The 26,173-nt window shown below is 64.8% G+C and carries 23 protein-coding genes and 1 tRNA gene; 11 read left to right on the plus strand and 13 right to left on the minus strand.

What is annotated here, in order from left to right; genetic code table 11:
* Positions 1–16 precede the first annotated feature (16 nt).
* The 6 genes from CBW24_RS14680 to rnhA all read left to right on the plus strand — a co-directional run bounded on the left by CBW24_RS14680 (position 17) and on the right by rnhA (position 6,022).
* The gene (locus CBW24_RS14680; protein ID WP_097374008.1) at positions 17–1,468 is read left to right on the plus strand and encodes an FAD-linked oxidase C-terminal domain-containing protein; all 1,452 of its coding nucleotides are present in this window, start codon (positions 17–19) and stop codon (positions 1,466–1,468) included.
* Positions 1,465–2,598 (plus strand): FAD-binding protein, encoded by a 1,134-nt coding sequence (locus tag CBW24_RS14685; protein WP_097374009.1) that lies wholly within the window; start codon positions 1,465–1,467, stop codon positions 2,596–2,598. The genes CBW24_RS14680 and CBW24_RS14685 overlap by 4 nt, the downstream gene beginning before the upstream one ends.
* Positions 2,598–3,923, plus strand: coding sequence for a glycolate oxidase subunit GlcF (glcF, locus tag CBW24_RS14690; protein ID WP_097374010.1), 1,326 nt, complete (start codon positions 2,598–2,600; stop codon positions 3,921–3,923). The genes CBW24_RS14685 and glcF overlap by 1 nt, the downstream gene beginning before the upstream one ends.
* 100 nt (positions 3,924–4,023) lie before the next feature.
* Positions 4,024–4,815, plus strand: coding sequence for a trypsin-like serine peptidase (locus CBW24_RS14695; RefSeq protein WP_097374011.1), 792 nt, complete (start codon positions 4,024–4,026; stop codon positions 4,813–4,815).
* Between the two features lie 178 nt (positions 4,816–4,993).
* Positions 4,994–5,452 carry an Hsp20 family protein gene (locus tag CBW24_RS14700; RefSeq protein WP_088662773.1) on the plus strand — a complete coding sequence of 153 codons (459 nt, stop codon included), beginning with the start codon at positions 4,994–4,996 and terminating at the stop codon, positions 5,450–5,452.
* A gap of 117 nt (positions 5,453–5,569) precedes the next feature.
* Positions 5,570–6,022: a ribonuclease HI gene (gene rnhA, locus CBW24_RS14705; RefSeq protein WP_088662774.1), complete on the plus strand. Its 453-nt coding sequence runs from the start codon at positions 5,570–5,572 to the stop codon at positions 6,020–6,022.
* Between the two features lie 26 nt (positions 6,023–6,048).
* Here rnhA and CBW24_RS14710 read toward each other — a convergent pair whose 3' ends face one another.
* From CBW24_RS14710 to CBW24_RS14730, 5 genes are all read right to left on the minus strand, one after another.
* The gene (locus CBW24_RS14710; RefSeq protein ID WP_097374012.1) at positions 6,049–7,323 is read right to left on the minus strand and encodes a bifunctional folylpolyglutamate synthase/dihydrofolate synthase; all 1,275 of its coding nucleotides are present in this window, start codon (positions 7,321–7,323) and stop codon (positions 6,049–6,051) included.
* A gap of 67 nt (positions 7,324–7,390) precedes the next feature.
* Complete coding sequence (gene accD / locus CBW24_RS14715; RefSeq protein WP_088662776.1) at positions 7,391–8,452, minus strand: acetyl-CoA carboxylase, carboxyltransferase subunit beta; 1,062 nt, start codon at positions 8,450–8,452, stop codon at positions 7,391–7,393.
* Between the two features lie 120 nt (positions 8,453–8,572).
* Positions 8,573–9,595: an aspartate-semialdehyde dehydrogenase gene (locus tag CBW24_RS14720; RefSeq protein WP_088662777.1), complete on the minus strand. Its 1,023-nt coding sequence runs from the start codon at positions 9,593–9,595 to the stop codon at positions 8,573–8,575.
* A gap of 138 nt (positions 9,596–9,733) precedes the next feature.
* The gene (gene glpD, locus CBW24_RS14725) at positions 9,734–11,341 is read right to left on the minus strand and encodes a glycerol-3-phosphate dehydrogenase (protein ID WP_097374013.1); all 1,608 of its coding nucleotides are present in this window, start codon (positions 11,339–11,341) and stop codon (positions 9,734–9,736) included.
* A 306-nt stretch (positions 11,342–11,647) separates the two neighbouring features.
* Positions 11,648–11,734 (minus strand) — tRNA-Leu (locus CBW24_RS14730).
* A gap of 276 nt (positions 11,735–12,010) precedes the next feature.
* Between CBW24_RS14730 and CBW24_RS14735 the strand changes: the two genes are divergently transcribed.
* A complete protein-coding gene (locus CBW24_RS14735) occupies positions 12,011–12,994 on the plus strand; it encodes a complex I NDUFA9 subunit family protein (RefSeq protein ID WP_097374014.1) in 984 nt (327 codons plus the stop codon).
* A gap of 43 nt (positions 12,995–13,037) precedes the next feature.
* On the opposite strand, the gene CBW24_RS14740 is transcribed toward CBW24_RS14735, so the two are convergent.
* The gene (locus CBW24_RS14740; RefSeq protein WP_232529848.1) at positions 13,038–13,784 is read right to left on the minus strand and encodes a response regulator; all 747 of its coding nucleotides are present in this window, start codon (positions 13,782–13,784) and stop codon (positions 13,038–13,040) included.
* Positions 13,785–13,833: 49 nt separating this feature from the next.
* Entirely contained in the window at positions 13,834–14,337 is a 504-nt protein-coding gene (locus CBW24_RS14745) for a MarR family winged helix-turn-helix transcriptional regulator (protein WP_088662781.1), read from the minus strand.
* Between the two features lie 245 nt (positions 14,338–14,582).
* Between CBW24_RS14745 and CBW24_RS14750 the strand changes: the two genes are divergently transcribed.
* Positions 14,583–15,452 carry a branched-chain amino acid aminotransferase gene (locus CBW24_RS14750; protein ID WP_097374015.1) on the plus strand — a complete coding sequence of 290 codons (870 nt, stop codon included), beginning with the start codon at positions 14,583–14,585 and terminating at the stop codon, positions 15,450–15,452.
* Between the two features lie 324 nt (positions 15,453–15,776).
* Here CBW24_RS14750 and CBW24_RS14755 read toward each other — a convergent pair whose 3' ends face one another.
* From CBW24_RS14755 to CBW24_RS18420, 4 genes are all read right to left on the minus strand, one after another.
* Positions 15,777–16,715, minus strand: a complete 939-nt coding sequence (locus CBW24_RS14755; protein WP_097374016.1) for a DMT family transporter — start codon at positions 16,713–16,715, stop codon at positions 15,777–15,779.
* A 71-nt stretch (positions 16,716–16,786) separates the two neighbouring features.
* Positions 16,787–18,460 carry a peptidoglycan-binding domain-containing protein gene (locus CBW24_RS14760; RefSeq protein WP_097374017.1) on the minus strand — a complete coding sequence of 558 codons (1,674 nt, stop codon included), beginning with the start codon at positions 18,458–18,460 and terminating at the stop codon, positions 16,787–16,789.
* Between the two features lie 206 nt (positions 18,461–18,666).
* Positions 18,667–20,970, minus strand: a complete 2,304-nt coding sequence (locus CBW24_RS14765; RefSeq protein WP_097374018.1) for an ATP-binding protein — start codon at positions 20,968–20,970, stop codon at positions 18,667–18,669.
* A gap of 58 nt (positions 20,971–21,028) precedes the next feature.
* Positions 21,029–21,439, minus strand: coding sequence for a response regulator (locus CBW24_RS18420; RefSeq protein ID WP_198405193.1), 411 nt, complete (start codon positions 21,437–21,439; stop codon positions 21,029–21,031).
* 219 nt (positions 21,440–21,658) lie between these two features.
* Between CBW24_RS18420 and CBW24_RS14775 the strand changes: the two genes are divergently transcribed.
* The 3 genes from CBW24_RS14775 (at position 21,659) to CBW24_RS14785 (ending at position 24,070) form a co-directional block, all read left to right on the plus strand.
* Positions 21,659–22,267, plus strand: coding sequence for a uracil-DNA glycosylase family protein (locus CBW24_RS14775; protein WP_097374263.1), 609 nt, complete (start codon positions 21,659–21,661; stop codon positions 22,265–22,267).
* The gene (locus CBW24_RS14780) at positions 22,264–23,058 is read left to right on the plus strand and encodes an SseB family protein (RefSeq protein ID WP_097374019.1); all 795 of its coding nucleotides are present in this window, start codon (positions 22,264–22,266) and stop codon (positions 23,056–23,058) included. The genes CBW24_RS14775 and CBW24_RS14780 overlap by 4 nt, the downstream gene beginning before the upstream one ends.
* 118 nt (positions 23,059–23,176) lie before the next feature.
* On the plus strand, positions 23,177–24,070 hold the full coding sequence (locus tag CBW24_RS14785; RefSeq protein ID WP_232529850.1) for an MBL fold metallo-hydrolase: 894 nt from the start codon (positions 23,177–23,179) through the stop codon (positions 24,068–24,070).
* Here the strand turns inward: CBW24_RS14785 and speB are convergent.
* Together speB and nspC are read right to left on the minus strand one after the other, a co-directional pair.
* A complete protein-coding gene (gene speB / locus CBW24_RS14790; RefSeq protein WP_097374020.1) occupies positions 24,067–24,930 on the minus strand; it encodes an agmatinase in 864 nt (287 codons plus the stop codon). The genes CBW24_RS14785 and speB overlap by 4 nt on opposite strands.
* 56 nt (positions 24,931–24,986) lie before the next feature.
* On the minus strand, positions 24,987–26,171 hold the full coding sequence (gene nspC / locus CBW24_RS14795; RefSeq protein WP_097374021.1) for a carboxynorspermidine decarboxylase: 1,185 nt from the start codon (positions 26,169–26,171) through the stop codon (positions 24,987–24,989).
* Positions 26,172–26,173: the final 2 nt, after the last annotated feature.

Raw genomic sequence — 26,173 nt, forward strand, 5'->3', positions numbered from 1 at the left:
GAAAGGGGTCACCGACATGCAGATGCCTGAGCCGCGCCGCGAGGTGCTCGACCGTGCGCCGCACATCCTGCAACGGCTGGAGGCCGCGCTGCCGGGCGGTATCATCACCGATCCAACGGAAACCCGCGCCTACGAATGCGACGCGCTGACCGCCTATCGCTGCCCGCCGCTGGCCGTTGCCTTGCCCCGCACCACCGAGGAGGTCGCGGCTATCCTGCGTATCTGTCATGCCGAAGGCGTGCCGGTCGTGCCACGCGGCGCAGGCACGTCGCTTGCCGGTGGCTCATTGCCCACCGCCGATTGCGTGGTGCTGGGCGTGGCGCGGATGAATGCGGTGCTGGAGACCGACCTGCCCAACCGGCTGATCCGGGTGCAGACCGGACGCACGAACCTCAGCGTCACCGGTGCGGTCGAAGCGCAGGGCTTTTTCTACGCGCCGGACCCGTCGAGCCAGCTGGCCTGTGCCATCGCGGGCAACATCGCGATGAATTCCGGCGGCGCGCATTGCCTGAAATACGGCGTCACCACAAACAACCTGCTTGGCGTCACGATGGTGACGATGACAGGCGAGGTCATCGAACTGGGCGGCGGACATCTGGATGCGCCGGGCTATGATCTTCTGGGGCTGATCTGCGGCTCAGAGGGACAGCTTGGCGTGGTGACCGAGGCGACCCTGCGCATCCTGCCCAAACCCGAAGGCGCGCGCCCGGTCCTGATCGGGTTTGACGATAGCGAGGTGGCCGGTGCCTGTGTGTCCGACATCATCCGCGCAGGGGTGTTGCCCGTCGCAATCGAATTCATGGATGGCCCCTGCATCACCGCCTGCGAAGCCTTCGCCAAGGCAGGCTACCCGGCGTGCGAAGCGCTGCTGATTGTCGAGGTCGAAGGGTCGGAGGCCGAAATCGATCAGCAGCTCGCGCAGATCACCGCCATCGCCCGGCGTCACGATCCGGTGGAAATCCGCGAAAGCCGTTCCGCCGAAGAAAGCCAGCGGATCTGGCTGGGCCGAAAATCGGCTTTTGGCGCGATGGGGCAGATCAACGATTACATGTGCCTCGACGGCACCATTCCCGTTTCCGCCCTGCCTATGGTGCTGGGGCGCATCGGCGCGTTGTCGGATGAATACGGGCTGAAGGTCGCGAATGTGTTTCATGCGGGCGACGGCAATATGCACCCGCTGATCCTGTTTGACGCCAACACCCCCGGCCAACTGGAAACCTGCGAGGCGCTCGGGGCGGAGATCCTGAAGCTCTGCGTCGAAGCAGGCGGCTGCCTGACCGGCGAACATGGTGTCGGCGTCGAGAAACGCGACCTGATGACCCATCAATTCACCGCTGACGATCTGGAGGCCCAGATGGCGATCAAGGACGTGTTCGATCCGCATTGGCTGCTGAACCCGGCTAAGGTTTTCCCCCTCTCGGTCAGCGCCTCGCGGCGTGAGGGCGGCGGGCTGCGGGGGGCGGCATGAGCGCGCCCCTCACCCCCACCTCCGAAGCCGAACTGGCGCAGATCATCGGCTCGGCCACCGTGCCATTGTCCATCCGGGGGGGCGCGACCCGGGGTGTAGACAGCACGGGCACGCTGCTATCCACCAGCGAATTGCGCGGGATCACCCTTTACGAACCCGGCGCATTGACGCTGGTTGCGCAGGCCGGAACCCCGCTGGAAGACATCGAAGCGACGCTCGCCGCCGAAGGGCAGCGGCTGGCCTTCGAGCCGCTGGACCTGCGCGCGCTGCTGGGCACCACCGGCACTCCGACACTGGGCGGGGCGATTGCCGCCAATGCCAGCGGCCCGCGCCGGATCGCGGTCGGCGCGGCGCGGGATTTCCTGCTGGGCGTGCGCTTCGTCGATGGGATGGGACGGGTGATTTCCAATGGCGGGCGGGTGATGAAGAACGTCACCGGCTACGATCTGGTGAAGCTGCTTGCAGGCTCATGGGGCACGCTCGGCGTGCTGAGCGAGGTCAGCCTAAAGGTTCTGCCGCGCCCCGAAACCTCCGCCACGCTCGTATTGCACGGGCTGGACGTGGACCGCGCGGTGGAGGCCCTGTCGGCAGGTCTGGGGTCCCCGTTCGAGGTCACGGGCGCGGCGCATTTGCCTGACACGGACGAAACGTTGCTCCGGATCGAAGGGCAGGCAAGCTCCGTCGCCTATCGCGCCGGGCGGCTGGCGGAGGCGCTCACCCCCTACGGCACGGCGGAGCAGCGCGAGGGGTTCGACTGGACACCGATCCGCGACGTGACAGGCTGGGCTCAGGGTAGACCGCGCGGGGCGGACGATGTTTGGCGCGTGTCGGTAAAACCCTCAGACGCGCCCGCGCTGGCCGCCCGTATGCCCGAACGCGCGGCGCTGCGGCTGGACTGGGGCGGCGGACTGATCTGGGTCGCGGTGCCGCCGGGCACCGACCTTCGTGCGCCTCTCGCCTCCTTTGCCGGGCATGCCACACGGGTGCGCGGTGATGCGGCGGATGGCATTTCCCGGCTGCACCCCGAACCCGCCGCCATCGCCGCGCTCTCGGCCGGGATCAAGGCCCGCTTCGATCCGCGCGGCCTGCTCAACCCCGGCGCCATGGGCCCGGCGCAAGGAACCCGCTGATGCAGACGCAATTCACCCCCGAACAGCTGGCCGATCCGGCCACCGCACGGTCGAACGAAATTCTGCGGGCATGTGTGCATTGCGGCTTCTGCACCGCAACCTGCCCAACCTATCAGGTGCTGGGCGATGAACTCGACAGTCCGCGCGGACGAATTTACCTGATCAAGGACATGCTGGAGAGCGGCCGTCCGGCAGACGAAAAAACCGTCAAACACGTGGACCGCTGCCTGTCCTGTCTGGCCTGCATGACCACCTGCCCTTCGGGCGTGCATTACATGCATCTGGTCGATCACGCCCGCGCGCATATCGAGGCCACCTATCGCCGCCCATGGCGCGACCGGGCCCTGCGCTGGATGCTGGCGCGGGTGCTGCCCTATCCGTCGCGCTTCCGGCTGGCGCTGCTGGGGGCGAAGATCGGGCGGCCCTTCAGGTTTCTGATGCCGGACGCCCGCCTGCGCGCCATGCTGGACATGGCCCCGCGCCAGATCCCACCTGTCAGCCGCAACGACGATCCACAGACGTTCACCGCGACCACGCCCCGGCGGATGCGCGTGGCACTGCTGACCGGCTGCGCGCAAAAGGCGCTCGACACCGATATCAACGACGCGACCATTCGCCTGTTGCGGCGGCTGGGCTGCGAAGTGGTGGTGGCGCAGGGCGCGGGCTGCTGCGGCGCGCTTACCCACCACATGGGGCGCGAGGCCGAGGCGCATGGCTCCGCCGCCGCCAATATCCGGGCATGGACCCGCGAGATCGACGGGGACGGATTGGACGCGATCGTCATCAACACGTCCGGCTGCGGCACCACGGTGAAGGATTACGGGCACATGTTCCGCAACGATCCCTTGGCGGGCGATGCCGCGCGGGTTGCGGCGCTGGCCGTGGATGTGACCGAACTGATCGCACGCATCGGCCTTCCGGAGATTGCCCCTGTCCCTACCTCTGCCTCTGACGCACCGCGCGGCCTACGCGTCACATATCATGCCGCCTGTTCGCTTCAGCACGGACAGCGGGTCACGGACGCGCCAAAGGCACTCTTGGCGCAGGCGGGCTTTGCCGTCGCGACGCCTGCGGACGGACATTTGTGCTGCGGCTCGGCAGGCACCTATAACCTGATGCAGCCGGAGCTGTCGCAGGCGCTAAAGGCGCGTAAGCTCGACACCCTGCGCGCCACGGCCCCGCAGGTGATCGCAGCCGGAAATATCGGTTGCATGATGCAACTGGCGGGCGGCGCGGGCGTGCCGGTGGTGCATACGGTCGAATTGTTGGACTGGGCGACGGGCGGGCCGAAACCGGCCAAGATCGCAGCGGCGGAGGCCACCTGATCCCGGCGCAGCGCCGCTGCCCAGAACCCAGACGGTTGCCGCCGCAATTCGGCCTCAAGCGGCGGTTAACCCTGTGGGCGACACGACCGGAGCCGCCCCCATGCCACTGCGCCTACCCTCTGCCCTGCGCCGCCTGTTCAGCCTGACCCTTGCGCTGTTGAGCCTTGCGGCACCGCTCAGCGCGGGGGACGACATTCAACGGCTCGACACCGGCGATGACGGGCGCGGCTGGGAAGCCGTGGGGCGGATCGACATGGCGGGCGCGGGGTTCTGTACCGGGGCACTTATCGCACCCGATCTGGTGCTGACCGCCGCGCATTGCCTGTTTGACGCGCAAGGCGACGCCCCAATTGACCCGGCGCGCATGACCTTCCGTGCAGGGTGGCGCAATGGCCGGGCCGAGGCCTATCGCGGGGTGCGGCGCGCTGTCGTGCATCCGGATTTCATCAACCTGCATGATGACCGGCTTGCACGCATCGCTCATGATTTGGCGCTGTTGCAACTGGATCAGCCGATCCGCTCCAATCGCATCGTGCCGTTTGACACAGCGACGGCCCTGACCACGGGCGCTGAGGTGGAACTTGTCTCCTACGCGCAGGGCCGGTCGGAGGCACCGTCCTTGCAAGACGTGTGCCATGTGCTAGAACAGCGCGACGGTGTCGCAATGATCGACTGCGCCGTGAATTTTGGGGCCTCCGGCGCCCCGGTTTTCGTAGCCGCCCGCGACGGGATGCAGATCGCATCTGTCGTCTCGGCCAAGGCCGCGATCGGGGGCATGCCCGTGGCGCTTGGCGTGGATCTGGCGCGGCCGCTTGCGGAACTACGCGCTGCATTCGACACGCCCCAAACCATCCGCAAGGCTGATATCGGGGCGAAATTTCTAAAGCCCTGACACGGGTTGCGCGGCTGTCACGAATGCGTGATCTCGCTTTACCATTCCTCTTGAAAGCCCTGCGCACGCTCCCCAACTATGCCTCATCGGACGCCAATGACGGGTCCGGTGAACACGGATTGGCGGCTGTCCTCATATGGAAGTCGCCCCCACTTGCATCGCTTTTCGGAGGATGAATATGCGTAGTTACGATCTTGCCCCGCTTTACCGTGCCACTGTCGGTTTCGACCGGGTGGCCGACCTGATGGATCGGGTTCTGGCCGCCGATGTGGCCCAGCCGACCTATCCCCCCTACAACATCGAAAAGACCGACGAGAACGCTTACCGGATTTCGGTAGCCGTCGCGGGCTTTGCTGAGGCTGACCTCAACGTCGAGGTGAAGGACAGCGCGCTTGTCGTGTCCGCCCGCAAGGCCGAGGCCGAAGAGCAGAAGACCTATCTGCATCGCGGCATCGCCACCCGCGCGTTCGAGCGTCGGTTCCATCTGGCCGATCATGTCCGCGTCACCGGCGCGACCCATGTCGACGGGATGCTGCATATCGAACTGGTGAAGGAAGTGCCCGAGGCACTGAAACCCCGCCGCATCGAGATTGCAAAAGGCAATTCCGAGGCCACGGCTCAGACGATTGACGCCTAAGCGGCATCTCGTTTCAGACCTGTATGACACCGAAGGCGCGCGGCCACCCGCGCGCCTTTTGCATGTGCCGCTGCACTGCGGCTTGCCCCCGGTGCGGCCCTGCCGTATCGCATCCCCATGACCAAGATACTCGCCTATACCGACGGAGCTTGCTCCGGCAATCCCGGCCCCGGCGGCTGGGGTGCGCTGCTGATCGCCAAGGATGGGGAAACCATCCTCAAAGAGCGCGAATTGAAAGGTGGCGAGCCTGACACCACCAACAACCGGATGGAGTTGATGGCGGCGATTTCCGCGCTGGAAAGCCTGTCACGGGCGTCTGTCATCACGGTCGTCACGGACAGCGCCTACGTCAAGAACGGCGTCACCGGCTGGATTCACGGCTGGAAGCGCAACGGCTGGAAAACCTCGACCCGCAAGCCGGTGAAGAATGTCGATCTGTGGCAGCGGCTGGACGAAGCCCAGACACGTCATCAAGTCGAATGGCAGTGGATCAAGGGGCATGCGGGACATCCGGAAAACGAACGCGCCGATGAATTGGCCCGCGCCGGGATGAAACCTTTCAAGCGCTGAGCGCGGCGGTTCGCCGACCTCGGCGGTCAGCCGTTCTCGGTCAGCACATGCCCTGCCAGATACAGCGATCCGCAGATCAGCACGCGCGCATCGGGCTGCGCGGCGATGATACGCGCCAGCGCCTCGGCGACCGAGGGGGCGGTTTCGGCGGGAATGTCGTTCGCCTCCGCGGCGCAGACAATGTCCTCGGGTCGGGCGGCGTGGGCGGTGTCGGGAATACCGACGGCCTGCAACCCCCTCACCAGCGGCGCAAGCGCGGCGAGAAACCCGGCGCAGTCCTTGTTATCGAGCATACCGCAGATCAAATGCGTCGGGCGCGCGGGCATCGCGCGGAGCGTTTCCGCCAGAGCAGCGCCAGCAGCGATGTTGTGCCCCCCGTCCAGCCAGAGTTCCACACCCGGTGCGGCCGCGACCAGCGGGCCGGTCCGCAAACGCTGCATCCGCGCGGGCCATTCGGCGCGCGTAATGGCGGCTGCGCAAGCGGGTTCATCATGGCCCAGATGGCGCAGAGCCGCGAGAGCTGTGCCCGCGTTCATGATCTGATGCGGACCGCGCAGCACTGGCATCGGTAGATCCAGCAGACCGGTTTCATCCTGAAACACCAGCCGACCGCGTTCCTCCCAAACGTGCCAATGCTGCCCATGTGCCAGCAGCGGCACGCCCAGCCGGGCGGCGTGCTGTTCGATCACCTCCAGCGCCTCGTCTTCCTGCGGGCCCAGCACGCAGGGCACGCCGCGCTTGAGGATGCCTGCCTTTTCCGCCGCGATTTGCGCCAGCGTGTCGCCCAGAAAATCCTGATGATCGTAGGACACGGGCGTGATGACAGTCAGCTGCGGCGCCTCGATCACATTGGTAACGTCCAGCCGTCCGCCCAGCCCGACCTCCAGCAGCAGCGTATCCGCAGGGACGCGCGAGAACGCGAGGAACGCCGCAATGGTCGTGGCCTCGAAATAAGTGATTTCAGCCGCGCCATTGGCATTAAGCGTATCCGACAGGACATCGACAAGCGTCGGCTCGTCGATCTCCGCCCCGGCCAGCCGGATGCGTTCGTTAAACCGCACAAGATTGGGGGAGGTATAGGCATGCACCCGTTGGTCCGCCGCCTCCAGCCCCGCGCGCAGCATGGCGAGGGTCGAGCCCTTCCCGTTCGTGCCCGCGATATGGACGACCGGCGGCAGGTTGCGTTCAGGGTTGCCCAAGGTCGTCAGCAGCCGGTGCACCCGATCCAGCGAGAGATCCATCTCGGCCGGGTGCAGGGTCATCATCCGCGCACGCAGCGCAGCACTGTCGGGTCGGGTCATGGCCGCGTCACCATCCGTGTTGCGGGCCGTCGCAGCGCGGCGCCCCGATCAGGGCACCGCTGTCGGCTCAGGTCGATTTGGTCGGAGGGGTGGTTGCGGCAGCCTGTGCTTTGCCCGGCGCCTTCGCATCGGCGGGAGCGACGGTCGCGGCCCCCGGTGCGGGCTTCGCTTCGGGTGCGACCGTAGCTTTGCCACCATCCGCGGGGGCGGTGCTGTCCGCGGGCGGCAGCGCGGCGGCGTCTGCCTCATCCGGGGCTGGCAGATCACCGGCGACCGCAGGAGGCAGGCCCATCAGCATACGCACGATGCGGATCAGTTCGTCGCGCATCTGTTTGCGGTGAATAACCCGGTCCAGCATCCCGTGATCGAGCAGGTATTCCGCCCGCTGGAAGCCTTCGGGCAGCTTTTCACGGATGGTCTGTTCGATCACGCGCGGTCCGGCAAAGCAGATCAGCGTGTTGGGCTCCGCGATATGGACATCGCCCAGCATCGCGTAGGACGCGGTGACGCCGCCCGTGGTGGGATCGGTCAGCACCACGATGTAGGGCAGACCTTCTTCCTTCAGCATCTCGACCGCAACCGTGGTGCGCGGCATCTGCATCAGCGACAGGATCCCTTCCTGCATGCGCGCGCCACCGGCGGCGGAAAACAGGATCAGCGGGCGCTTCAGCTTCACCGCGCGTTCGGCGGCAGCGATGATGGCGTTGCCGACATAGGCCCCCATCGAGCCTGCCATGAACGAAAAATCCTGTGCCGCGGCGACAATCGGCGTGCGACCCATCTCGCCCTCGGCCACCAGCATGGCCTCAGGCTCGCCCGTGTTTTTCTGCGCGGCCTTAAGCCGATCCGGGTAGCGCTTCTGATCGCGGAAATGCAGCGGATCGGCCACCGGCGCGGGCACTTTCACCTCGGTGAACACGCCGCCATCGAACAGATCGGCAAACCGCGCGCGGGGCGTCAGCACCATGTGGTGATCGCAGTTGGAACAGACATTTAGATTGTCCGTCAATTCTCGGTGAAACAGCATCGTGCCGCATTCGGGACACTTGCGCCACAGGTTCTCGGGCACCTCACGGCGCGAGAAAAGCGAGTTAATCTTGGGCCGGACGAAATTGGAAATCCAGTTCATGACGCTGCCTTGCTGCCGCGGAGTTGCGGCCCGAGATAAGGCCGGGCCGGACGAATTGCAATCGCCCGGCCCGGAATATGGATCATGGACCGCCTCGGCGGTCGGGCCTGTGCCGAAGGCTCAGCCTTTCTTCAGAATGCGTTTGCCCAAAAGCTCGGCGATCTGAACAGCGTTCAACGCCGCGCCTTTGCGCAGGTTGTCGCTGACGCACCACAGGTTCAGACCGTTCTCGATGGTGCTGTCCTGCCGGATGCGGCTGATATAGGTCGCAAAGTCTCCGACGGCTTCGATAGGGGTGATGTAGCCGCCATCTTCGCGTTTATCGACGACCATGATGCCCGGAGCCTCGCGCAGGATGTCGCGGGCTTCGTCCTCGTCGAGGAACTCTTCGAACTCGATATTGATCGATTCCGAGTGGCTGACGAACACCGGCACGCGGACACAGGTCGCGGTGACCTTGATCGAGGTATCGACGATCTTCTTGGTCTCGGCGACCATCTTCCACTCTTCCTTGGTGGAGCCGTCATCGAGGAAGACATCGATATGCGGGATCACGTTGAACGCGATCTGCTTGGGGTAGACGCTCGGCGCGACTTCCTGACCGGGGACATACATGCCCTTGGTCTGGTTCCACAGCTCATCAATCGCGGCTTTCCCGGACCCGGACACCGACTGATAGGTGGACACGACGACGCGCTTGATCCGGGCGCGGTCATGCAGCGGCTTCAGCGCGACGACCATCTGCGCGGTGGAGCAGTTGGGGTTGGCGATGATCATTTTCTCGCGATAGCCCTCGATCGCGTCCGGGTTCACTTCCGGCACGATCAGCGGCACCTGCGGATCATAGCGATAGAGCGACGAGTTATCGATCACGACGCAGCCAGCGGCAGCAGCCTTCGGCGCGTAGACTTTCGTGGCGTCGGAGCCGATGGCGAACAGCGCCATGTCCCAGCCTTCGAAGTCGAACGTGTCGAGATCCTTCGTCTTGAGGGTCTTGTCGCCAAAGCTCACCTCTGTTCCCAGCGACTTGCGGCTCGCCAGAGCGACGATCTCATCTACCGGAAACTGGCGCTCGGCCAGGATGTTGAGCATTTCGCGGCCCACATTACCCGTGGCACCCGCGACAACGACCTTATAGCCCATAGGGGCCTCCTTTCGCGTTACGAACCCGCGCCGTCTATCGCATGGGACCGTGAAACAAAAGGGGTATGCGCGCCCAGACCCCCTGCCCCCGCGCGGTTGTGACCGGCCCTCGCGCCGCATCCGCCCCGCATCCGCCGCCTAGACCGGAGCAGTGCCGCTTTGCGCCATGCGCGCATGCAGGGCGTCGATTTCCGCATCCGTCAGGCGCAGGCCCAGTTTGGAACGACGCCACAGCACGTCATCGGCGGTGCGCGCCCATTCCCGCCGGATAAGCCATGACAGTTCCGCCTCCGTCAGCGTGCCCCCGTAATGCTCCCCCAGATCCTCGGCCACGCGCGCCTTGCCAAGGATTTCGCGCGCCTCCAGCCCGTAGGCGCGCATCATCCGCCGCGCCCAAGCGGGGGTCAGGAATGGATAATCGGCCTGCAAGGCCCGGGTCAGCGGGGCCACCGCATCGACCGGGAAATTACCACCGGGCAACGGCGCGCCCGCGGTCCAGGGTGAGCCGACCTGCGGCAGATGCGGCGCAAGTTTGCGCAGCGCGGCCTCCGCCAGCCGCCGATAAGTGGTGATTTTGCCGCCGAACACATTCAGCAGCGCCGCACCATCGCCAGCATCAAGCGACAGCACATATTCGCGGGTCGCGGCGGTCGCGGATTTGGCCCCGTCATCATAAAGCGGCCGCACGCCGGAATAGGTCCAGACCACATCGTCGGGCGTCACGGGCGTTCTGAAATACTCGGACGCGAACCGACACAGGTAATCGCGCTCTTCCGGGGTGCATTCCGCCTGAGCCGGATCCCCGTCGTGATCCGAATCGGTGGTGCCGATCAGCGTGAAATCTTCCTCGTAAGGGATGGCAAAGATGATCCGCCCGTCCGTGCCTTGGAAGAAATACGCCTTGTCATGCTCAAAAAGCCTGCGGGTCACGATATGGCTCCCACGCACCAGCCGCACGCCTTCGGAACTGTTCAGCCCGATCGTGCCGTGAATAATGTCGCCCACCCATGGCCCGCCCGCATTGACGAGCGCACGCGCGGTGACCTGTTCGGGCCCGTCGGCCGTGTCGATGTCGATGACCCACACCCCGCCCTCGCGCCGGGCGGATTGAACCTTGGCCCGGGTCATGATGCGTGCGCCCCGCGCGGCGGCATCCCGCGCATTGAGCACGACCAGCCGGGAATCCTGCACCCAGCAGTCGGAATATTCGTAGGCCTTCGCAAAACGATCTTCGAGCACCGCGCCCTCCGGCGCCCGCGTCAGATCCAGCGTGCGCGTGCCCGGCAGGATCTTTCGCCCGCCAAGCGTATCATAGAGAAAGAGCCCGAACCGGATCATCCATGCCGGACGTCGGCCTTCCCTCCACGGCATGACCCGGCGCAGCAATCGGGACGCCGGGTTTTCCCCCTCGAACCGCATATCGGGATGATAGGGCAGCACGAATCGCATGGGCCAGCTGATATGCGGCATGGCCCGCAGCAGCGTCTCCCGCTCGATCAGTGCCTCTCGCACCAGTCGGAACTCGAAAAACTCTAGGTAGCGCAGCCCGCCGTGAAACAGCTTGGTCGAGGCCGACGATGTCGCCTGCGCCAGATCCCCCATCTCTGCCAGCCCGACGCGCAAGCCGCGCCCTGCCGCGTCCCGCGCAATCCCGCACCCGTTGATGCCACCCCCGATAATGAACAGATCATAAGGGGCACCGGCCTTGGCGGGCACGGCAGGCTCAGTGGCGGGATCAGCGGGCATATTGTCTCCAAACGGTGAGGGCGCGTCAGGAGGGAGGGTAGTCGTCCCGCGGCGCTCTGCAATCGGGAACGGCGGATTGTGCTGGATCGACAAGGATGTTGGAACCAACTGCCCGGAAATGGAGCCATCGCCCGCGCGGGCTCCCCCCCGCCCCGCGCCGCGCGCGACGCACAGTTTTCGTGGGGTTTGGGGCGGCCGATCTAATCACTGACAGGCGCTCGGCGACGCTGGTCCGTTCTGCTCACAGACCCCCGAAAACAAGAAAGCCCCCGGAACCATATTGCTATGATTGCCGGGGGCTTTCTATGGTGCCCAGGAGAGGACTCGAACCTCCACGTCCATACAGACACTAGCACCTGAAGCTAGCGCGTCTACCAATTCCGCCACCTGGGCAGGTGTCGTGGAGGCGGGATTTAACGGTGGTGCCGGGGGCTGTCAACAAGGTTCTCGCAAGAATATCGCGCTTCCGCCACGGCACGGCACAGCGCCCCTGAACCGGGCTGGCAGATGACCGAAATTCGGGGTGCGGTAAGCCGCGCACGCGCGTTCCCGCCCCTTGCGGACCATGTGTCACAGCCGCGCGGGCGGACTGCCCAAGGGCTGAAAGCGCCTTGTTCCCCCCGCGCCCTGCCGCTATCAGGAGGCAAGTCACGCTCAGGAGGCCCGACCATGTCCAAGCTCGTCACCATCTACGGCGGTTCCGGGTTCGTCGGCCGCTATATCGCACGCCGCATGGCCAAGAACGGCTGGCGCGTCCGCGTGGCCTGCCGCCGCCCGAACCACGCAGGCTTTGTGCGCACCTACGGCACCGTCGGTCAGGTGGAACCCATCCTGTGCAACATTCGCGATGAGGCCTCCGTGCGTCAGGCGCTGGTCGGCGCGGACGCTGTGATCAATTGCGTGGGTATTCTGACCGAAAACGGCAAGAACAAATTTGCCGCCGTGCAGGCCGAAGGCGCAGGCCGCGTGGCACAGCTGGCCGCGGCAGAAGGTGTCGAAACGTTTGTTCAGATCTCCGCCATCGGCGCCGATGCCGACAGCGACAGCGCCTATGCCCGGACCAAGGCGCAGGGCGAGGCCGCTGTGCTGGACGCGTTCCCGAATGCCGTGATCCTGCGGCCGTCCATCGTGTTCGGCCCGGAAGACGAATTCTTTAACCGGTTTGCGTCCATGTCCCGACTGGGACCGATCCTGCCGGTCGTCGGGGCAGATACGAAATTCCAGCCGGTTCATGTGGACGATGTCGCGCGTGCCGCGGAAATGGCCGCTCTGGGCCAAGCCGCGCCGGGCATCTACGAACTGGGCGGGCCGGATGTCGACACGTTCCGCGAACTGATGGAAAACATGCTGGGCGAAATTCGTCGTCGTCGTCTGATCGTCAATCAGCCGTTTTGGCTGGCACGGCTGATCGCAGGCGGCTTCGACCTGCTGGAAACGCTGACGCTGGGCCTGTTCCACAACAGCGTGCTGACCCGCGATCAGGTGCGCAATCTAAGCCGCGACAACGTTGTGAGCGAGGGCGCGCGCGGCTTTGCCGATCTGGGGATCACGCCGATCTCGATGGAAGCGGTGTTGCCGGATTACCTGTGGCGCTACCGTCCTTCGGGGCAGTATGCGGCGGTCAAGGAATCGGCGCAGAACCTGCGTAGCTGACATTGCCCGTGGGGGCTGCCCGCTCCCTTCACCCTAGTCCCGATCAGTCGGGCGCGAGCATATAGCCCGCGCCCCGCACCGTTTGCAGGTAGCGCGGCTGCTTGGGGTCGGTTTCGATCTTGCGGCGTAGGCGCGTGATCTGCACATCCACCGCCCGCTCCTGCGCCTGTCCGTCATCGCGGCCCAGTTCCTCGACCAGATGCTGGCGGCTCAAGGGCGCGGCGGGGCTGGCGGCAAAGATGCGCATCAGCGCGCTTTCGGTCGCGGTCAGGCGGATCTGGTCCTGCCCATGCCATAATTCCCCCCGCTCCACATCATAGCGCACCTGCCCCAGATGCAGCACCTTTGGCGCGCCGTCGGGACGGACCGCTACGGGCACACGGCGCAGAATGGCATTGATCCGCAGCAGCAGTTCCTTTGGCTCGAACGGTTTGGCCAGATAGTCATCGGCCCCGGCCTCCAGACCGGCGATACGGTCGTCGGTATCGCCCCGCGCGGTCAGCAGCAGGATCGGGGTGGCGATCCGGCGGCGCAGATCCGTGGTCAGGCTCAGCCCATCCTCCCCCGGCATCATGACGTCCAGCACCAGCAGGTCGAACTCCAGCCCTTGCATCAGGCGCCGTGCATGGGCGGCATCCCGAGCTGTCGTGACGATAAAGCCATGTCGGACAAGGAATTTTTGCAGCAATGCCCGGATGCGCTCATCATCATCGACGATCAGCAGATGCGCCTCGACCTGGTCGGGTGTCGCAAGCGGGCTGCGCTCAGCCGTGGTCAGGGTCTCGGTCACACTCATTCCTCCGTCACGGGGCAGACGGGCTTCCCCGCCTGCGGCCCGCCTATTGTCCGCCGTCACGCAGTGCCATGTATCGGCGACGGGGCTCAGGGTCCATCATCGCCTCCAGCACCTGACGGAATCCCACCACCGCGTCCGGACCTGCCTTGCGATAGGCGTCGCGCATGCGGGCGCGCTGCGCATCGCTTAACTGCTGTTCCAGTGCCAGCCCGCTTTCGGTCAGGGTCAGGTGGCGTTCACGTTTATCGCGGATGCCCACCTTACTTTCGACCAGACCGTCTTCGATCAGGGTGCGCAGGACGCGGTTCAGCGACTGCTTGGTCACGCCAAGGATCGACAGCAGATTGTTCACGGTGGTGCCGGGCGAGCGATGAATGAAGTGCACGGCGCGATGATGCGCGCGGCCATAGCCCTTGGCCTCCAGAATGCGGTCTGGATCAGCGGTAAAGCCCCGATAGGCGAAAAACATCGCCTCGATCCCCTTACGGAGCTGCTCATCTGTCAGGAACAGGAGGTTCTCACCCCCGGCGGGACCATCTGCCGGCATTGTCCAAACCCTCTGGCGCGTGTTCGGGACAGCATATGTCAGCAATGCTGACAATCCAAGATGGCGCGTGGTTCCAATAGGTTCCGGACGCCATGCCCGCCAAACAGGCTGAATGTGAAGAACTACGTCAGCTTTGTTGACTTTCTCCGAATCGATTGATACCGATCCTCATCAAGGTTGCGAATTTTGTTCCGCATTCACGAACCAACGCGCAACTTTCGCAAAAATTCGTGAGGAGTTGAGACATGGCTGGTGCCTATGACGACCGCGACGGTCGTATCTGGATGGATGGCAAATTGATCGAATGGCGGGATGCACAGGTGCATGTCCTGACCCACGCGCTGCATTACGCCTCCTCCGTTTTCGAAGGCGAGCGCGCCTATAACGGTAAGATCTTCAAATCCGTTGCCCATTCCGAGCGCCTGCGCCGGTCCGCCGAACTGATCGATTTCGAAGTGCCCTATTCGGTGCAGGAAATCGAAGATGCCAAAACCGCAGTGTTGGAAGCCAACGGCCTGACCGACGCCTATGTCCGCGTGCTTGCATGGCGTGGTTCGGGCGAAGATATGGGTGTCGCGTCCGCGCGCAACCCGGTCCGCATGGCCGTGGCCGCATGGGAATGGGGCGCCTATTACGGCGACGCCAAGATGAACGGGGCGAAGCTGGCGATTTCCAAGTGGAAGCGCCCCTCTCCCGAAACCATCCCTTCGGCGGCCAAGGCGGCAGGTCTTTACATGATCTGCACCATGTCCAAGCACGACGCCGAAGCCAAAGGCTGCTCCGACGCGATGATGCTGGATTATCGCGGCTATGTGGCAGAAGCGACCGGCGCGAACATCTTCTTCGTGAAGGATGGCGAGGTGCACACGCCCAAGGCCGATTGTTTCCTCAACGGCCTGACCCGTCAGACCGTGATCGCGATGCTGAAAGAAAAAGGCATCACCGTGCATGAGCGCCATATCGAGCCCGCCGAACTGGAAGGCTTCGAACAGTGCTGGCTGACCGGTACCGCAGCCGAAGTCACGCCGGTGGGGCAGATCGGCGATTACCAGTTCGAGGTCGGCGCGCTGACCCGCGATGTCGCAACCTCCTACGAGGCGCTGGTCCGGGCCTGACCCCGCAAATCACGACCTGCAAGACTGAAAAGGGCCACCCCGCGGGGTGGCCCTCTCCGTTTCCCGCAGGGATCTCAGGCGCTAAGCCCGCGATCGATCTGCAGGAAAGCCCGCGTCCGCGAAACACCGCGCTTGGGTTTACGCTTCTGGAGGTCCAGCGTCCCGCGGTGGGGCAACTCTGTTTTCAGGATCGTCGCAATGCGCGCCATGCGTGGTCCGGCTGCGCGACTGCGCGGGGCGGTAAAGAGTGTTTGTCGCATCTTCTTCTCCTCCGTCTGACGAGTCACTTACACTCTAACATATGGGGGCGCCCCAATGCGAAGACTACCCGCTGGGCGACATCGCCTTGCGCTGTTTTTCGCGCTCCAGCCCCAAGCGATGCTCCCGCCAGATGATCAGCGCACCGGCCGAAATGACAATCCCCGCGCCGATCAATGTTTGCAGGGTCGGAACCTCGCTAAACACCACATATCCCAGCACGACGGCCAACAGCATGGAGGCATAATCGAACGGCGCGATCACCGATGCATCGGCATGGCGATAGGCGGTCGTCAGCAAAATTTGGCCGATGCCGCCACAGATGCCGGAGCCGATCAACATCGCCGCAGTGCCCGGCGACGGGATCACCCAGCCGAACGGCAGGGTCGTCAGCGACAGGATGCTGGCCGTGACCGAAAACCAGAACACGATCGAAGCCGTGCGCTCTGTCCGCGTCAGCTTCCGGATGAAAACCTGCGCCAATGCCGCCATGACCGCCGCCCCCAGCGCAATGACCGCGCCCAGCGTTTCGCTTGCGCCCAGCCCGCCGGCCTGCAACCCGCCAGCGCTCAGGCTCGACAGGCGCGGCGACAGCACGACCAGCACGCCCACAAGCCCGATCACCACCGCAGACAGTCGGAACAAGCGCACGGTTTCGCCCAGAAACATCGCGGCGAAGATGACAACGACGATGGGCGTCGCATAGCTGATCGCCGTCACTTCGGGCAGAGGCAGCAGACCCAGCGCCATGAAATTCAGCGCCATCGCCGCACTGCCAACCAGCCCCCGCCACAGATGACCCCAAGGATCAACGGTTTTGAGGCCGGTGCTCAACTCCTTGCGCGAGATGAGCCAGACGATGATGACCGGCATCGCAAAGAACGAGCGGAAGAACACGATTTCGCCGGTCGGCACCTCGCCCGCCGATGCTTTGATCAAGGCCAGCATCCCCACCAACAGGGTGACGGACGAAAGTTTGAACAGGATCGCGGTGGCAGGTGTCATGGGATGGGGCACTTTCTCGGGAAGATGCCCCTGTCCCTACGCCCCGCGACGCCGGTTGAAAAGATCCGCGCTCAGCGCAACACGGAGCCTGCGGCGTCTGACAGCATGCGCACTACGGTTTCCTCGTTCATATACCCCGTCACCTGAATTTCCCGCGCGGATTGGAAACGGCGAATTGCCCGGCGTGTCTCCTCCGAGAAATTGCCATCCGCATTGCCGGGCTCAAGCCCCAGCTGGCCTAGCCGCCGCTCGATCAGGGTGCGGGTGATGCGATTGAGGTTCAGCGCCTCCTCCTCGGCCTGCGCCACGCGGGTTTCGTCGCTGTCGGCGGCTTCCAGATCGTTGATGCGCTGCTCGGCGGCCTCGGCAAACGCCCCTTCGGGGAAGGCGGTCAGATAGTTGCGATAGGCGCGGATGTTGTCGCCTTCCTCGGCCTGATCCCAAGCGGAGCGATCCTGCGCCCGCGCTTCCTGTCGCTTCTCCTCCTCGATGATGTCGAGTTGCTTCTTGGCGACCGAGGCATAAAGCCCGTCGGGGTATTTCTTTACATAAGTGCGCAGCCCGGCCTCGTCGCCGACCGATCCCGTGGCTTCCCAATAGGCGCGGTCCTGGCGTTCCTGAGCCAAGCGACGCCGCTCGGCTTCCGCTTCCAACTCGGCGGACCGGCGCTCCGCTTGAAGCGCAAGCCGCGCAATCTGCGTGCCGCTCAGGTAGCCGCTCTGCGGGAAGCCATTGCGGGTCTGAAAACGGGTGATCGCGCCACGGGTGCCGGGGCCAAAGATACCGTCGATCCCGCGCGGCTCATATTGCAGGATCGTCAGTTGCCGCTGGATCTGGCGCCGCTGGTCGCGGGTGAGTTTCAGATCCTCCTCCGTCAATCGGGCCTGCCGGTTCGGCTCCGCCTCGATTTCACCCACCCGGCGGCGAGCCTCCACGGCAAATGCGCCTTGCGGGTAGCGCGACAGATAGCTGCGATAGGCGTCAGCCGTGTCTTGCGAGCGGCTCGCCTCCCATACCGCACGTTCCACCTGTGCGGCGGCACCCGGATCGGGGCGAGTTTGCGTGGGCGTCGTCTGGCTCACGACAGGCGCAGGCAAGAATGCCATTTTCTGCGGCAGAAAACCTTCGGCGCGGATGGCCTCGTCAGCATTGACCGAGGCCTGAAGCGCCTGCCCGCGCTTCAACAGGTCCCCGATGGTGAAATTGGCCGCCGCCAGAGATGCGCCGCGCAGCACCGTGACACCTTGGGGGATCTCAAACGTGCCGATCCCCGCCTCCAGTCCCAGACCCGGATCTTCGCGCGCGGTCTTGGCCCCCAGCACCAGCACCGCCGCCCCCGGACGGGTGGCCATGATTTCGGTAATGACATCCAGCGCGACAGCCTCGCCCCCCACTTGGGCCAGATCATCCCCACCAGACGCATCGGACAACAGCCACGATCCGCCGCCTTCGGAATGCGCGAAACTGCCGGTTAGGAACACAAGCACCCGATCATGATCGGGCAGTTCCTCCAGCAGTGCGGACAAACCCGCGCGGATGTCGGCGCCGTCTTCGGTATCCGTGGAAATCACCTCGAACCCGGCGCGGTTGAGTTCACGTGAAACGTCGGGCCGATCATCGCCCCCGAACAGCCCCCGCCGGTCCGTGCCGGCCTGCCCGACGACAAGCGCCACATCCGCCGCAGCGGCGACAGGCCCGAAAGCCAGAAAGATAATTGTGGCAAGGGTGAAAAATCGGTGGGTCATCTGCGCCTCCTAGCAGGATCTTCGGGTCGTGCGCCGGTCAGCCGATGTTCCACGCGACATTCAAAAGACCGGAGGTTGGCTCCCCCGTGCCTCGCCGCGACCTGCGTCAAAGATAATCCTAGCAGAGAGAACGCGCAGCGCGAAACGGTGCTGTTTGGCGTCTCACGAAAGCGTCAAACTCGCGCAGGCTCGCAATCGCGTTGCTGTCAGCTGACCTGCTCCGACCCTTTATCGCGCGGCGTAGAAGGGGGCGCTTCGCTCTTCACGGCAGCCGGTGCGACCGGGATCGGGCGCGGGGCCGGGGTGCTGCCGGGCACGGTGTGAAGCGCGGCATACATCGCGCGGGCCAGATCCACGGGTTCGCAGGGCTTTACCAGAACCGCACCAGCGGCGCGGTCCGGGGCGGGCTCGGAGTATCCTGCAAAACCGGTCATGTAGATCGCTGGCATATCCAGTCCGCGCTGGCGGAGATCCCGCACCAGATCGATGCCGTTCATACCGCCCGGCATAACGATGTCGGTCAGCACCAGATCGATAAAGCTGCCCTTCTCCACCTCGCGCTGCGCCTCCTCCGCAGAGGCGACCGGAATCGGTTTATAGCCCATCGTGGTCAGCAAGGTCGCCATCACGTCGCGCAACTCCGCATCATCATCGACCAGCAGGACAACCTCCCCCCGACCAGAGCGCAATAGTGCGGTTTCGACATTGCCGCCCGCCTGCGCCCGCTCCGCCGACTGCGCGCCCAGCGGCAGGTTCAGGCGGATCGTCGTGCCCTGCTGCGGTTCGGAATAGATACGCAGCGTGCCGCCGAACTGCTCGACAAAGCCGAACACGATGGACAGGCCCAGCCCGCTGCCAGCGCCAGCCTCCTTGGTGGTGAAGAACGGATCGACCGCGCGGCGACGCACTTCGGCATCCATGCCCGGTCCGTTATCGGTCACCGTGATTTCGACCGAACGGGGCCGCCCATCCGGGTTCGCCACCAGCCCGGTATCCGGCGCCGCCGAAAATGCGCGGGCGCGGATCGTGATACGGTCGCCGTGATTGGCGGCCAGTATCGCATCGCGGCTGTTGATGACGAGGTTCAGCAGTGCGTTGTCCAACTGCCCCCGGTCGCATTGGGCCCAAAGATCGTCATCCTCCAGCAAGATCTGAAGCTCGATCCGGTCGCCCAAGGTGGACCGCGTCATTTCCTGCAAATCGTCAAGCACCACGCGCAATTCGACAGGCTCCGGCTCCCCCGGTCCACGCTGGGCGAAGCTGAGCAAACGTTGGGTTAGCTCCGAGCCGCGCTCCGCTGCGCGTCCGGCTTGCTTCAATACGCTCTGGATGCGGTCCGGTTCAGTGGTGTTGCGGGCGATCTGAACGGCATAGGTGACCGTCGCCAGCACGTTGTTGAAGTCATGTGCGATTCCGCCGGTGAATTGGCCCAAGGCTTCCAACCGCCCGGTGCGTTCCACGATCTGACGGTTGCGTTCGGCCTTGGTGTCATCCTCCATCACCAGCGCGGTGACGATGCCCAGTGGATTCGGGCTGGCCGGGGCGCAGCTATAGCGGATGTAGCGCACCGGATGGGCGGCATCGGTATGCGCGACGCACACCACCGCCCCGGTGACCATCGCCCCCGCCTGTGCCTGCGCCAGCGGGTTGTTGGCCCCCTCCAGCACACGCTGCCCGTCGGGCGAGGTGAAGGCGACCGGCATCCGATGCCCGATCCAAGCATCCGGGCCGCGGACCGGGTCCGCGAGGCTGTCGCCGGGCGCGTCCGGTCGCTCCGGCAGGTTCAGCAAATCAATCGCAGTGTCATTTATGATCTGCACGGTGCCATCGGCCCCCAAGCCGACAAACCCCCGGTTGGAATGGGACATCAGCTCGAACAGGGTTCCCTGCACCTCGGCGATGTGGCGCAGCCGTTTGGCCCGTTGGCGCAGATAAAGATACGTCAGCCCCGAAAAGCCCAGAAGCGCCAGCAGACCCAGAACGATACGTCGGCGGACGATTTCGTCGTGCCGGGCATTGAGCGTCGCAATCACCTGTTCCTTCAGGGCTTCGACCTCGGACACGGCCGACGTGTCGTTGATGCGCACGGCGGCGTCGATTTCGCGGGCCGTGGCGCCTGCCTCAGTCATAGCGCGAATCACGCTAATCATCTCGCGATAGGCCCGCAGGGTCTGCCGGGTGGACCCCAATGCATCGCCCCCGCCAGCCCCCGCGCGAAGCCGGTCAATCCGGGCCAAGGCGGCGGTTGCGGTTTCATAGGCGGTAATGGCCTGCTCGCGATAGATCCCCTCATCGGGGCGAAGCAGGTAGTTCTTGAAATGATGGATCAATCCGCCATAGCCGATGGCGTTTTGCAATTCCTGCGCGCTGACGTTCAGTTCGGTGATCGCGGCGTCGATCTGACGCTGACGGTTATAGTCATTCACGCCCACGACAAGCGTCGCCGCCATTATGAGGGCGAGCGTCACAGTCGACCAGAGCCGAACCTGGCTGCGCCGTCTTGCGTTCATGCAAATCTCCTTTGCGTCAACTCATACACGCATAAGGAGTGGTTTTACACCGTAAATCTCACGTCGACGTGAGCTCTTGCACAGCCGTCAGCAATTCCCCAACGTCAATCGGCTTGGGTAAACATAGGTCCGCGCCGACCTGCTTGGCCAACTGCAGCGGTGAGAAGCCACCCGGAATGGCGCCACCGCCGCTGATCGCGATGATGGGCAAGCGGGGGTTCAGGCGCTGCCCCATCCACGACACGCCCCGGCGCACACGGCTGATCAGCAAGACACCGCCATCGCGCTGCACGGAGCCATCACGCATCACATACAGATCCGTCACCAGCAGATCCGGTCCGTCGGAGGCCAGCGCGTGCAGGGCTTCCTCCCCGTTGAGACACAACGAGACCCGGTGGCCTGCGGCCTCGATCATTGTTTGAAGAAGCTGTCCCTGCTCAGGCTCGTCTTCCATCAACACGATATGCACCAAATCAACTCTCCCGATGCGACAAGCGTGTGAATGTGGATAGATAACCCTCAACCACCCCAGATTGAAAGCCTTCTCACGGCGACGGGCGCGGGACCGCAGTGGTTCCGTCCCCTTGGCCACGGCACCCAGCGCTCCTAAATCAGGGCTATGCCCGCCAAATCGCACCTTCCTGACACCTCCTCGCGGATCGACCTTTCCGATGCGCAGGACGTGCCGATGACGACGCCTGAAGATCCGCCGCTGGCACGCGAAATCCGTCACTGCACACTCTGCGCCCCGCGGTTCGCCGCCACCGCGACCCGGCATCCGCCTCGGCCCATCGCGTGGTTCCGTCCCGGCGCGCGCGTGATGATCGTCAGTCAGGCTCCGGGGAATAAGGTGCAACAGGCCGGTCGGCCGTTTTGGGATGCATCGGGCAACCGGCTGCGCGACTGGCTGGGGCTGGACCGGCGCGCGTTCTATGATCGGGACCGCGTGGCGATCGTCCCGATGGCCTTCTGCTTTCCGGGCTATGATGCCAAAGGCTCCGACCTGCCGCCGCCCGCGATCTGCGCGGCGACATGGCGGGACCGCGTGATGGAGGTGCTGGGCGAGGTGCCGCTGACCCTCGTGATCGGCGGCTATGCGCAAAAATGGCATATGGGGCCCCCTGCCCGCGCGGGTGTGACGGCCACGGTGACGGCATGGCGCGACCATGCGCCGGGGCTCTTTCCCTTGCCCCACCCGTCTTGGCGCAATACGGCATGGCTGAAACGAAACCCGTGGTTCACGGCCGAGCTTCTGCCGGCCTTGCGCGCCCGGGTGCAGGAGGTGATGGAGCCATGACGCAGGAAACCCGCACGCCGCTTGACGATGCCCATGCCGCGATGGAGGCCGCGCCCGACAGCGAAACCGCGCGCCTGCGCTTCTACGAGCGGCTGGCGGATGGCGAGCTTTATATGTTGCTGGATGCCGAGCCTGAGGGCCGCAACATCACGCCGCGTGTTTTTCCGCTCGAAGACGGGCCGGTCGTGCTGCTGTTTGATCTGGAGGATCGCCTGTCGGACTTTGCCGCAGGCGCCGTGCCCTATGCGGCGCTGTCGGGGCGCGCCGTGGCGGAGTTGCTTGCCGGGCAACAGATTGGGCTCGGCGTCAATCTGGGCCACCCTTCCGCGATCATCCTGCCTTACCAGTCCGTCGATTGGCTGGCCGAAACGCTGGGCCATCGTCCCTCCGAAACCCAAGACCACCCCGAACAGCTTTCCGCGCCGCGCGGCCTACCGGAATCTCTGCTCACGGGGCTTGATGCGAAACTGGCGCGCACTGCGGGGTTGGCGCGGTTCGCCTATCTTGTCGCTGTGACCTATCGCGGCGGGCGTAAAGGCCACCTTCTGGCCTTTGTCGACAGCGTGCCGGGGGCCGAGGATGCATTGGCGCAGGCGGCGGGCGAGGCGCTGACATTTTCGGGGATCGAGGCAGGCGAGATGGATGTGGCTTTTTTCCGCGCCTCGGACCCGGTCGCCGCGCGGCTGGCACAGGCCGGGTTGCGCTTTGACCTGCCGGAGCCGGAACAGATCGAACCGCGCCAGCAGACCGCTCCCGGCAGCGATCCGTCGCGTCCCCCCATCCTGCGCTGAAATCAAGCAGGCCCGGTCACAATCGCGTCAGACCGCGCGTCCTGCCGCAGCAGATGGATGACGCAACGGCAATCGCCCGGCACACTCAAGGCATCTTCGCCAGACCGAGGACGCCACGATGCCGCGCCGTTTCAATCTCCTGCAAATGCTTATACCCCGACTGCGTCGCGCGGGGCTGACACTTGCCCTGCTCGCCCCCCTTACCGCACAGGCGCAGTCCACCGCCGAGCGGATCCCCTCCCATTGTCTGTCGCTGGCCCGCGCCGCGCCGCAGGAGGCCCGGATCATCCCCGCTGCGTGGACCGATCCCGTGCGCGCCGAGGCTGTGCGAATTTCCTATGTCGATCACTCGATGTTCCTGCTGCAAACGCCGGGCGGGCTGAACATGATGACCGATTACAACGGGTTTCACGGCAATTCCGGGCTGATCCCCGATGTGGTGACCATGAACCACGCCCATTCCAGCCATTGGGCCCCCGCGCCGGACCCGGCCATTCCGCATGTGCTTCAAGGGTGGGCCGATGCGCAGGGTCCGGCGCAACATGCGCTCGATCTGGGGGAAGTGCTGGTGCGCAACGTGCCCACCGACATTCGCGGGCGGCTCGGCACCGCCCCTGTTGAGGAAGACGGTAATTCGATTTTCATCTTCGAGATGGCGGGCCTGTGCATCGGCCATTTGGGGCATCTGCACCACATTCCGGACGCGGAACAACTGGCGGCGATCGGGCGGCTAGATGTCGTGATGGCGCCCGTGGATGGCGGAATGACACTGGACCTGCCTTCGATGATCGAGACGTTGCAGCGGTTTCGCGCATCGGTCGTGATCCCGATGCACTGGTTTTCCGAGGCCTCGTTGCAGCGCTTCACCAGCGGAATGGAGGATCAGTTCGACATCGTGCGCGCGGGCATGTCGGATCTGACCCTCACGCGCCACAGTCTGCCGGGCCGTCCGACAGTGATGGTGCTGGAGCCCGCGTGGCTGACCGGCCCCGCCCCATCACCCGGCGATTAAAGCATCGCCATCAAGCAGTAGGTCACCTGCGCGGTGGTGAATTCCGACACGCGGCTGCCCGGCTCGGGCGCAAGTTCCACGACATCGAGCCCGACCAGCCGCCGCCCCTTCAGCGCGTGCGCGACAAGGTTCAGCGCCTGATAATAGCCCAAGCCCCCCGGCACCGGCGTGCCGGTCGCGGGCAAGATCGCCGGGTCCAGCCCGTCGACATCGAAGCTGACATAGACGTCTTCGGGGAAGTCGTCGGGCAGATCGACGGCGTTCAATCCGCGCGTCACCAGTTCCTCGGCATCGACGGCAAAGACATGCGCGCTTTCGCGGCGGGCGACTTCCTCGGCGGACATGGCGCGCACGCCGAATTGGGCAATGCGCAGACCGTCTTCTTCGGCGAGAAGCTGCATGACCGAAGCGTGGGAATGACGTTCGTCCTGATAGGCCTTGCGCAGGTCGGCATGGGCGTCGATCTGCACGATACCGACAGGACGGCCCAGCCCGGCCACCACGCCACGCACCGCGCCGTAGCTGAGCGCATGTTCGCCGCCCAGGGTCACCGGCACTGCACCGGCCTCCACCGCCGCGCAGGTGCGGGCGGCGATACGCTCCATCACTTCCGGCAGCGGGCCCTCGCAGGCCACGGGCGGCTCGGTTGCGATGCCGGCGGTGCAGGGCTCCGTCCAGACACCTGCGCGCAGCACCTGCCGTTCCAATTCGACGCTGGCTTCCAAAATTGCGTCAGGCCCGCCTGCCGTGCCCGCACCATAGCTCACGGTCCGTTCCAGCGGCACGGGGATGATGCGGTAACGCGCGGTGGCAGGGTCGCGCTCGGCCTCGGTCAATTCGCCTTCGAGGAAGTAGGTCATGCGGGCTCCGAACAATCGGTCAGGTGTGGGAGATCAGAAGGAAGGACGCGGCAGGCTCACGACAGCCGCGTCAGGAAATCGTCATAGCCGAACTCGCGCAGCACGCGCAGATCGTCTGTCTCCGAATTCCACAGCGCAAGCGCGGGCAGAGGCACACCGTTGAAGGTGTTCGTCTTCACCATCGAATAATGCGCCTGATCGAGAAAGGCGAAGCGGTCCCCGATGCGGAAGGGTTCGGCGGGGATGTAATCGCCCACGACATCACCCGCCAAACAGCTTGGCCCGCCGATGCGGTAGGCCTGCCCCTCGTCCCGCTCGCCCAACAGATCCGGACGATAGGGCGCCTCAATCACGTCGGGCATGTGGCAGGTGGCGGAGATGTCGGAGATTGCCAGCCGCATGCCGTTTTCCGGCAGGTCGAGCACCTCGCCAATCAGCACACCCGCCTGGAGGGCACAGGCTTCGCCCGGCTCCAGATAGACCTGCACACCGTGGCGCGCCGACAGGGTGGACACGAAATCGACCAGACCATCGCGGTCGTAATCGGGCCGGGTGATGTGGTGACCGCCGCCGAGGTTCATCCACTTCATGTTCGCCAGCCACGGGGCAAGCCGGTCCTCGACCGCCTCCCATGTGCGTTTCAGCGGGGCGAAATCCTGCTCGCACAGAGTATGCATATGCAGGCCGTCGATGCCGTCCATATCGGCATCGGTCAGCTGCGAAATCGGCGTGCCCAGCCGGGAACACGCCGCGGCGGGGTCGTATTTTGCATTCCAGCCTTCTGAATGTTCGGGGTTGATCCGCAGACCGACCTCGATCTGGCGACCCTCCGCACGGGCGGCGTCGACCAGCGGGCGGAAACGACGATGCTGCGCGGGGGTGTTGAAGATCACATGATCCGACAACAGCAGGATTTCCCGCAGGTCGTCTTCCTTGTAGCCCGCGCAGAACGTCGCGACCTCCCCCTCGAAATGCTCCGCACCGAGCCGAGCCTCGTGGATACCCGACGCACAGACCCCGTGCAGATACCGCCCGATCAGCGGCGCCAGCGCAAACATGGAAAACGCCTTTAGCGCCAGAAACACATGCGCGCCGGAACAGTCGGCCACGTCGCGCAGGATCTTCATGTTGCGCTCTATCGCCACTTCGTCGACGACGAAGCAGGGCGAGGGCACGCGGGTCAGGTCAAGCCGCGCGAAGGCCGCGCGGCTTTCCTTGATGATGTCGGGCGTGTCGCTCATGC

The sequence above is a fragment of the Pacificitalea manganoxidans genome (assembly GCF_002504165.1).
Classification (GTDB): Bacteria; Pseudomonadota; Alphaproteobacteria; order Rhodobacterales; family Rhodobacteraceae; genus Pacificitalea; species Pacificitalea manganoxidans.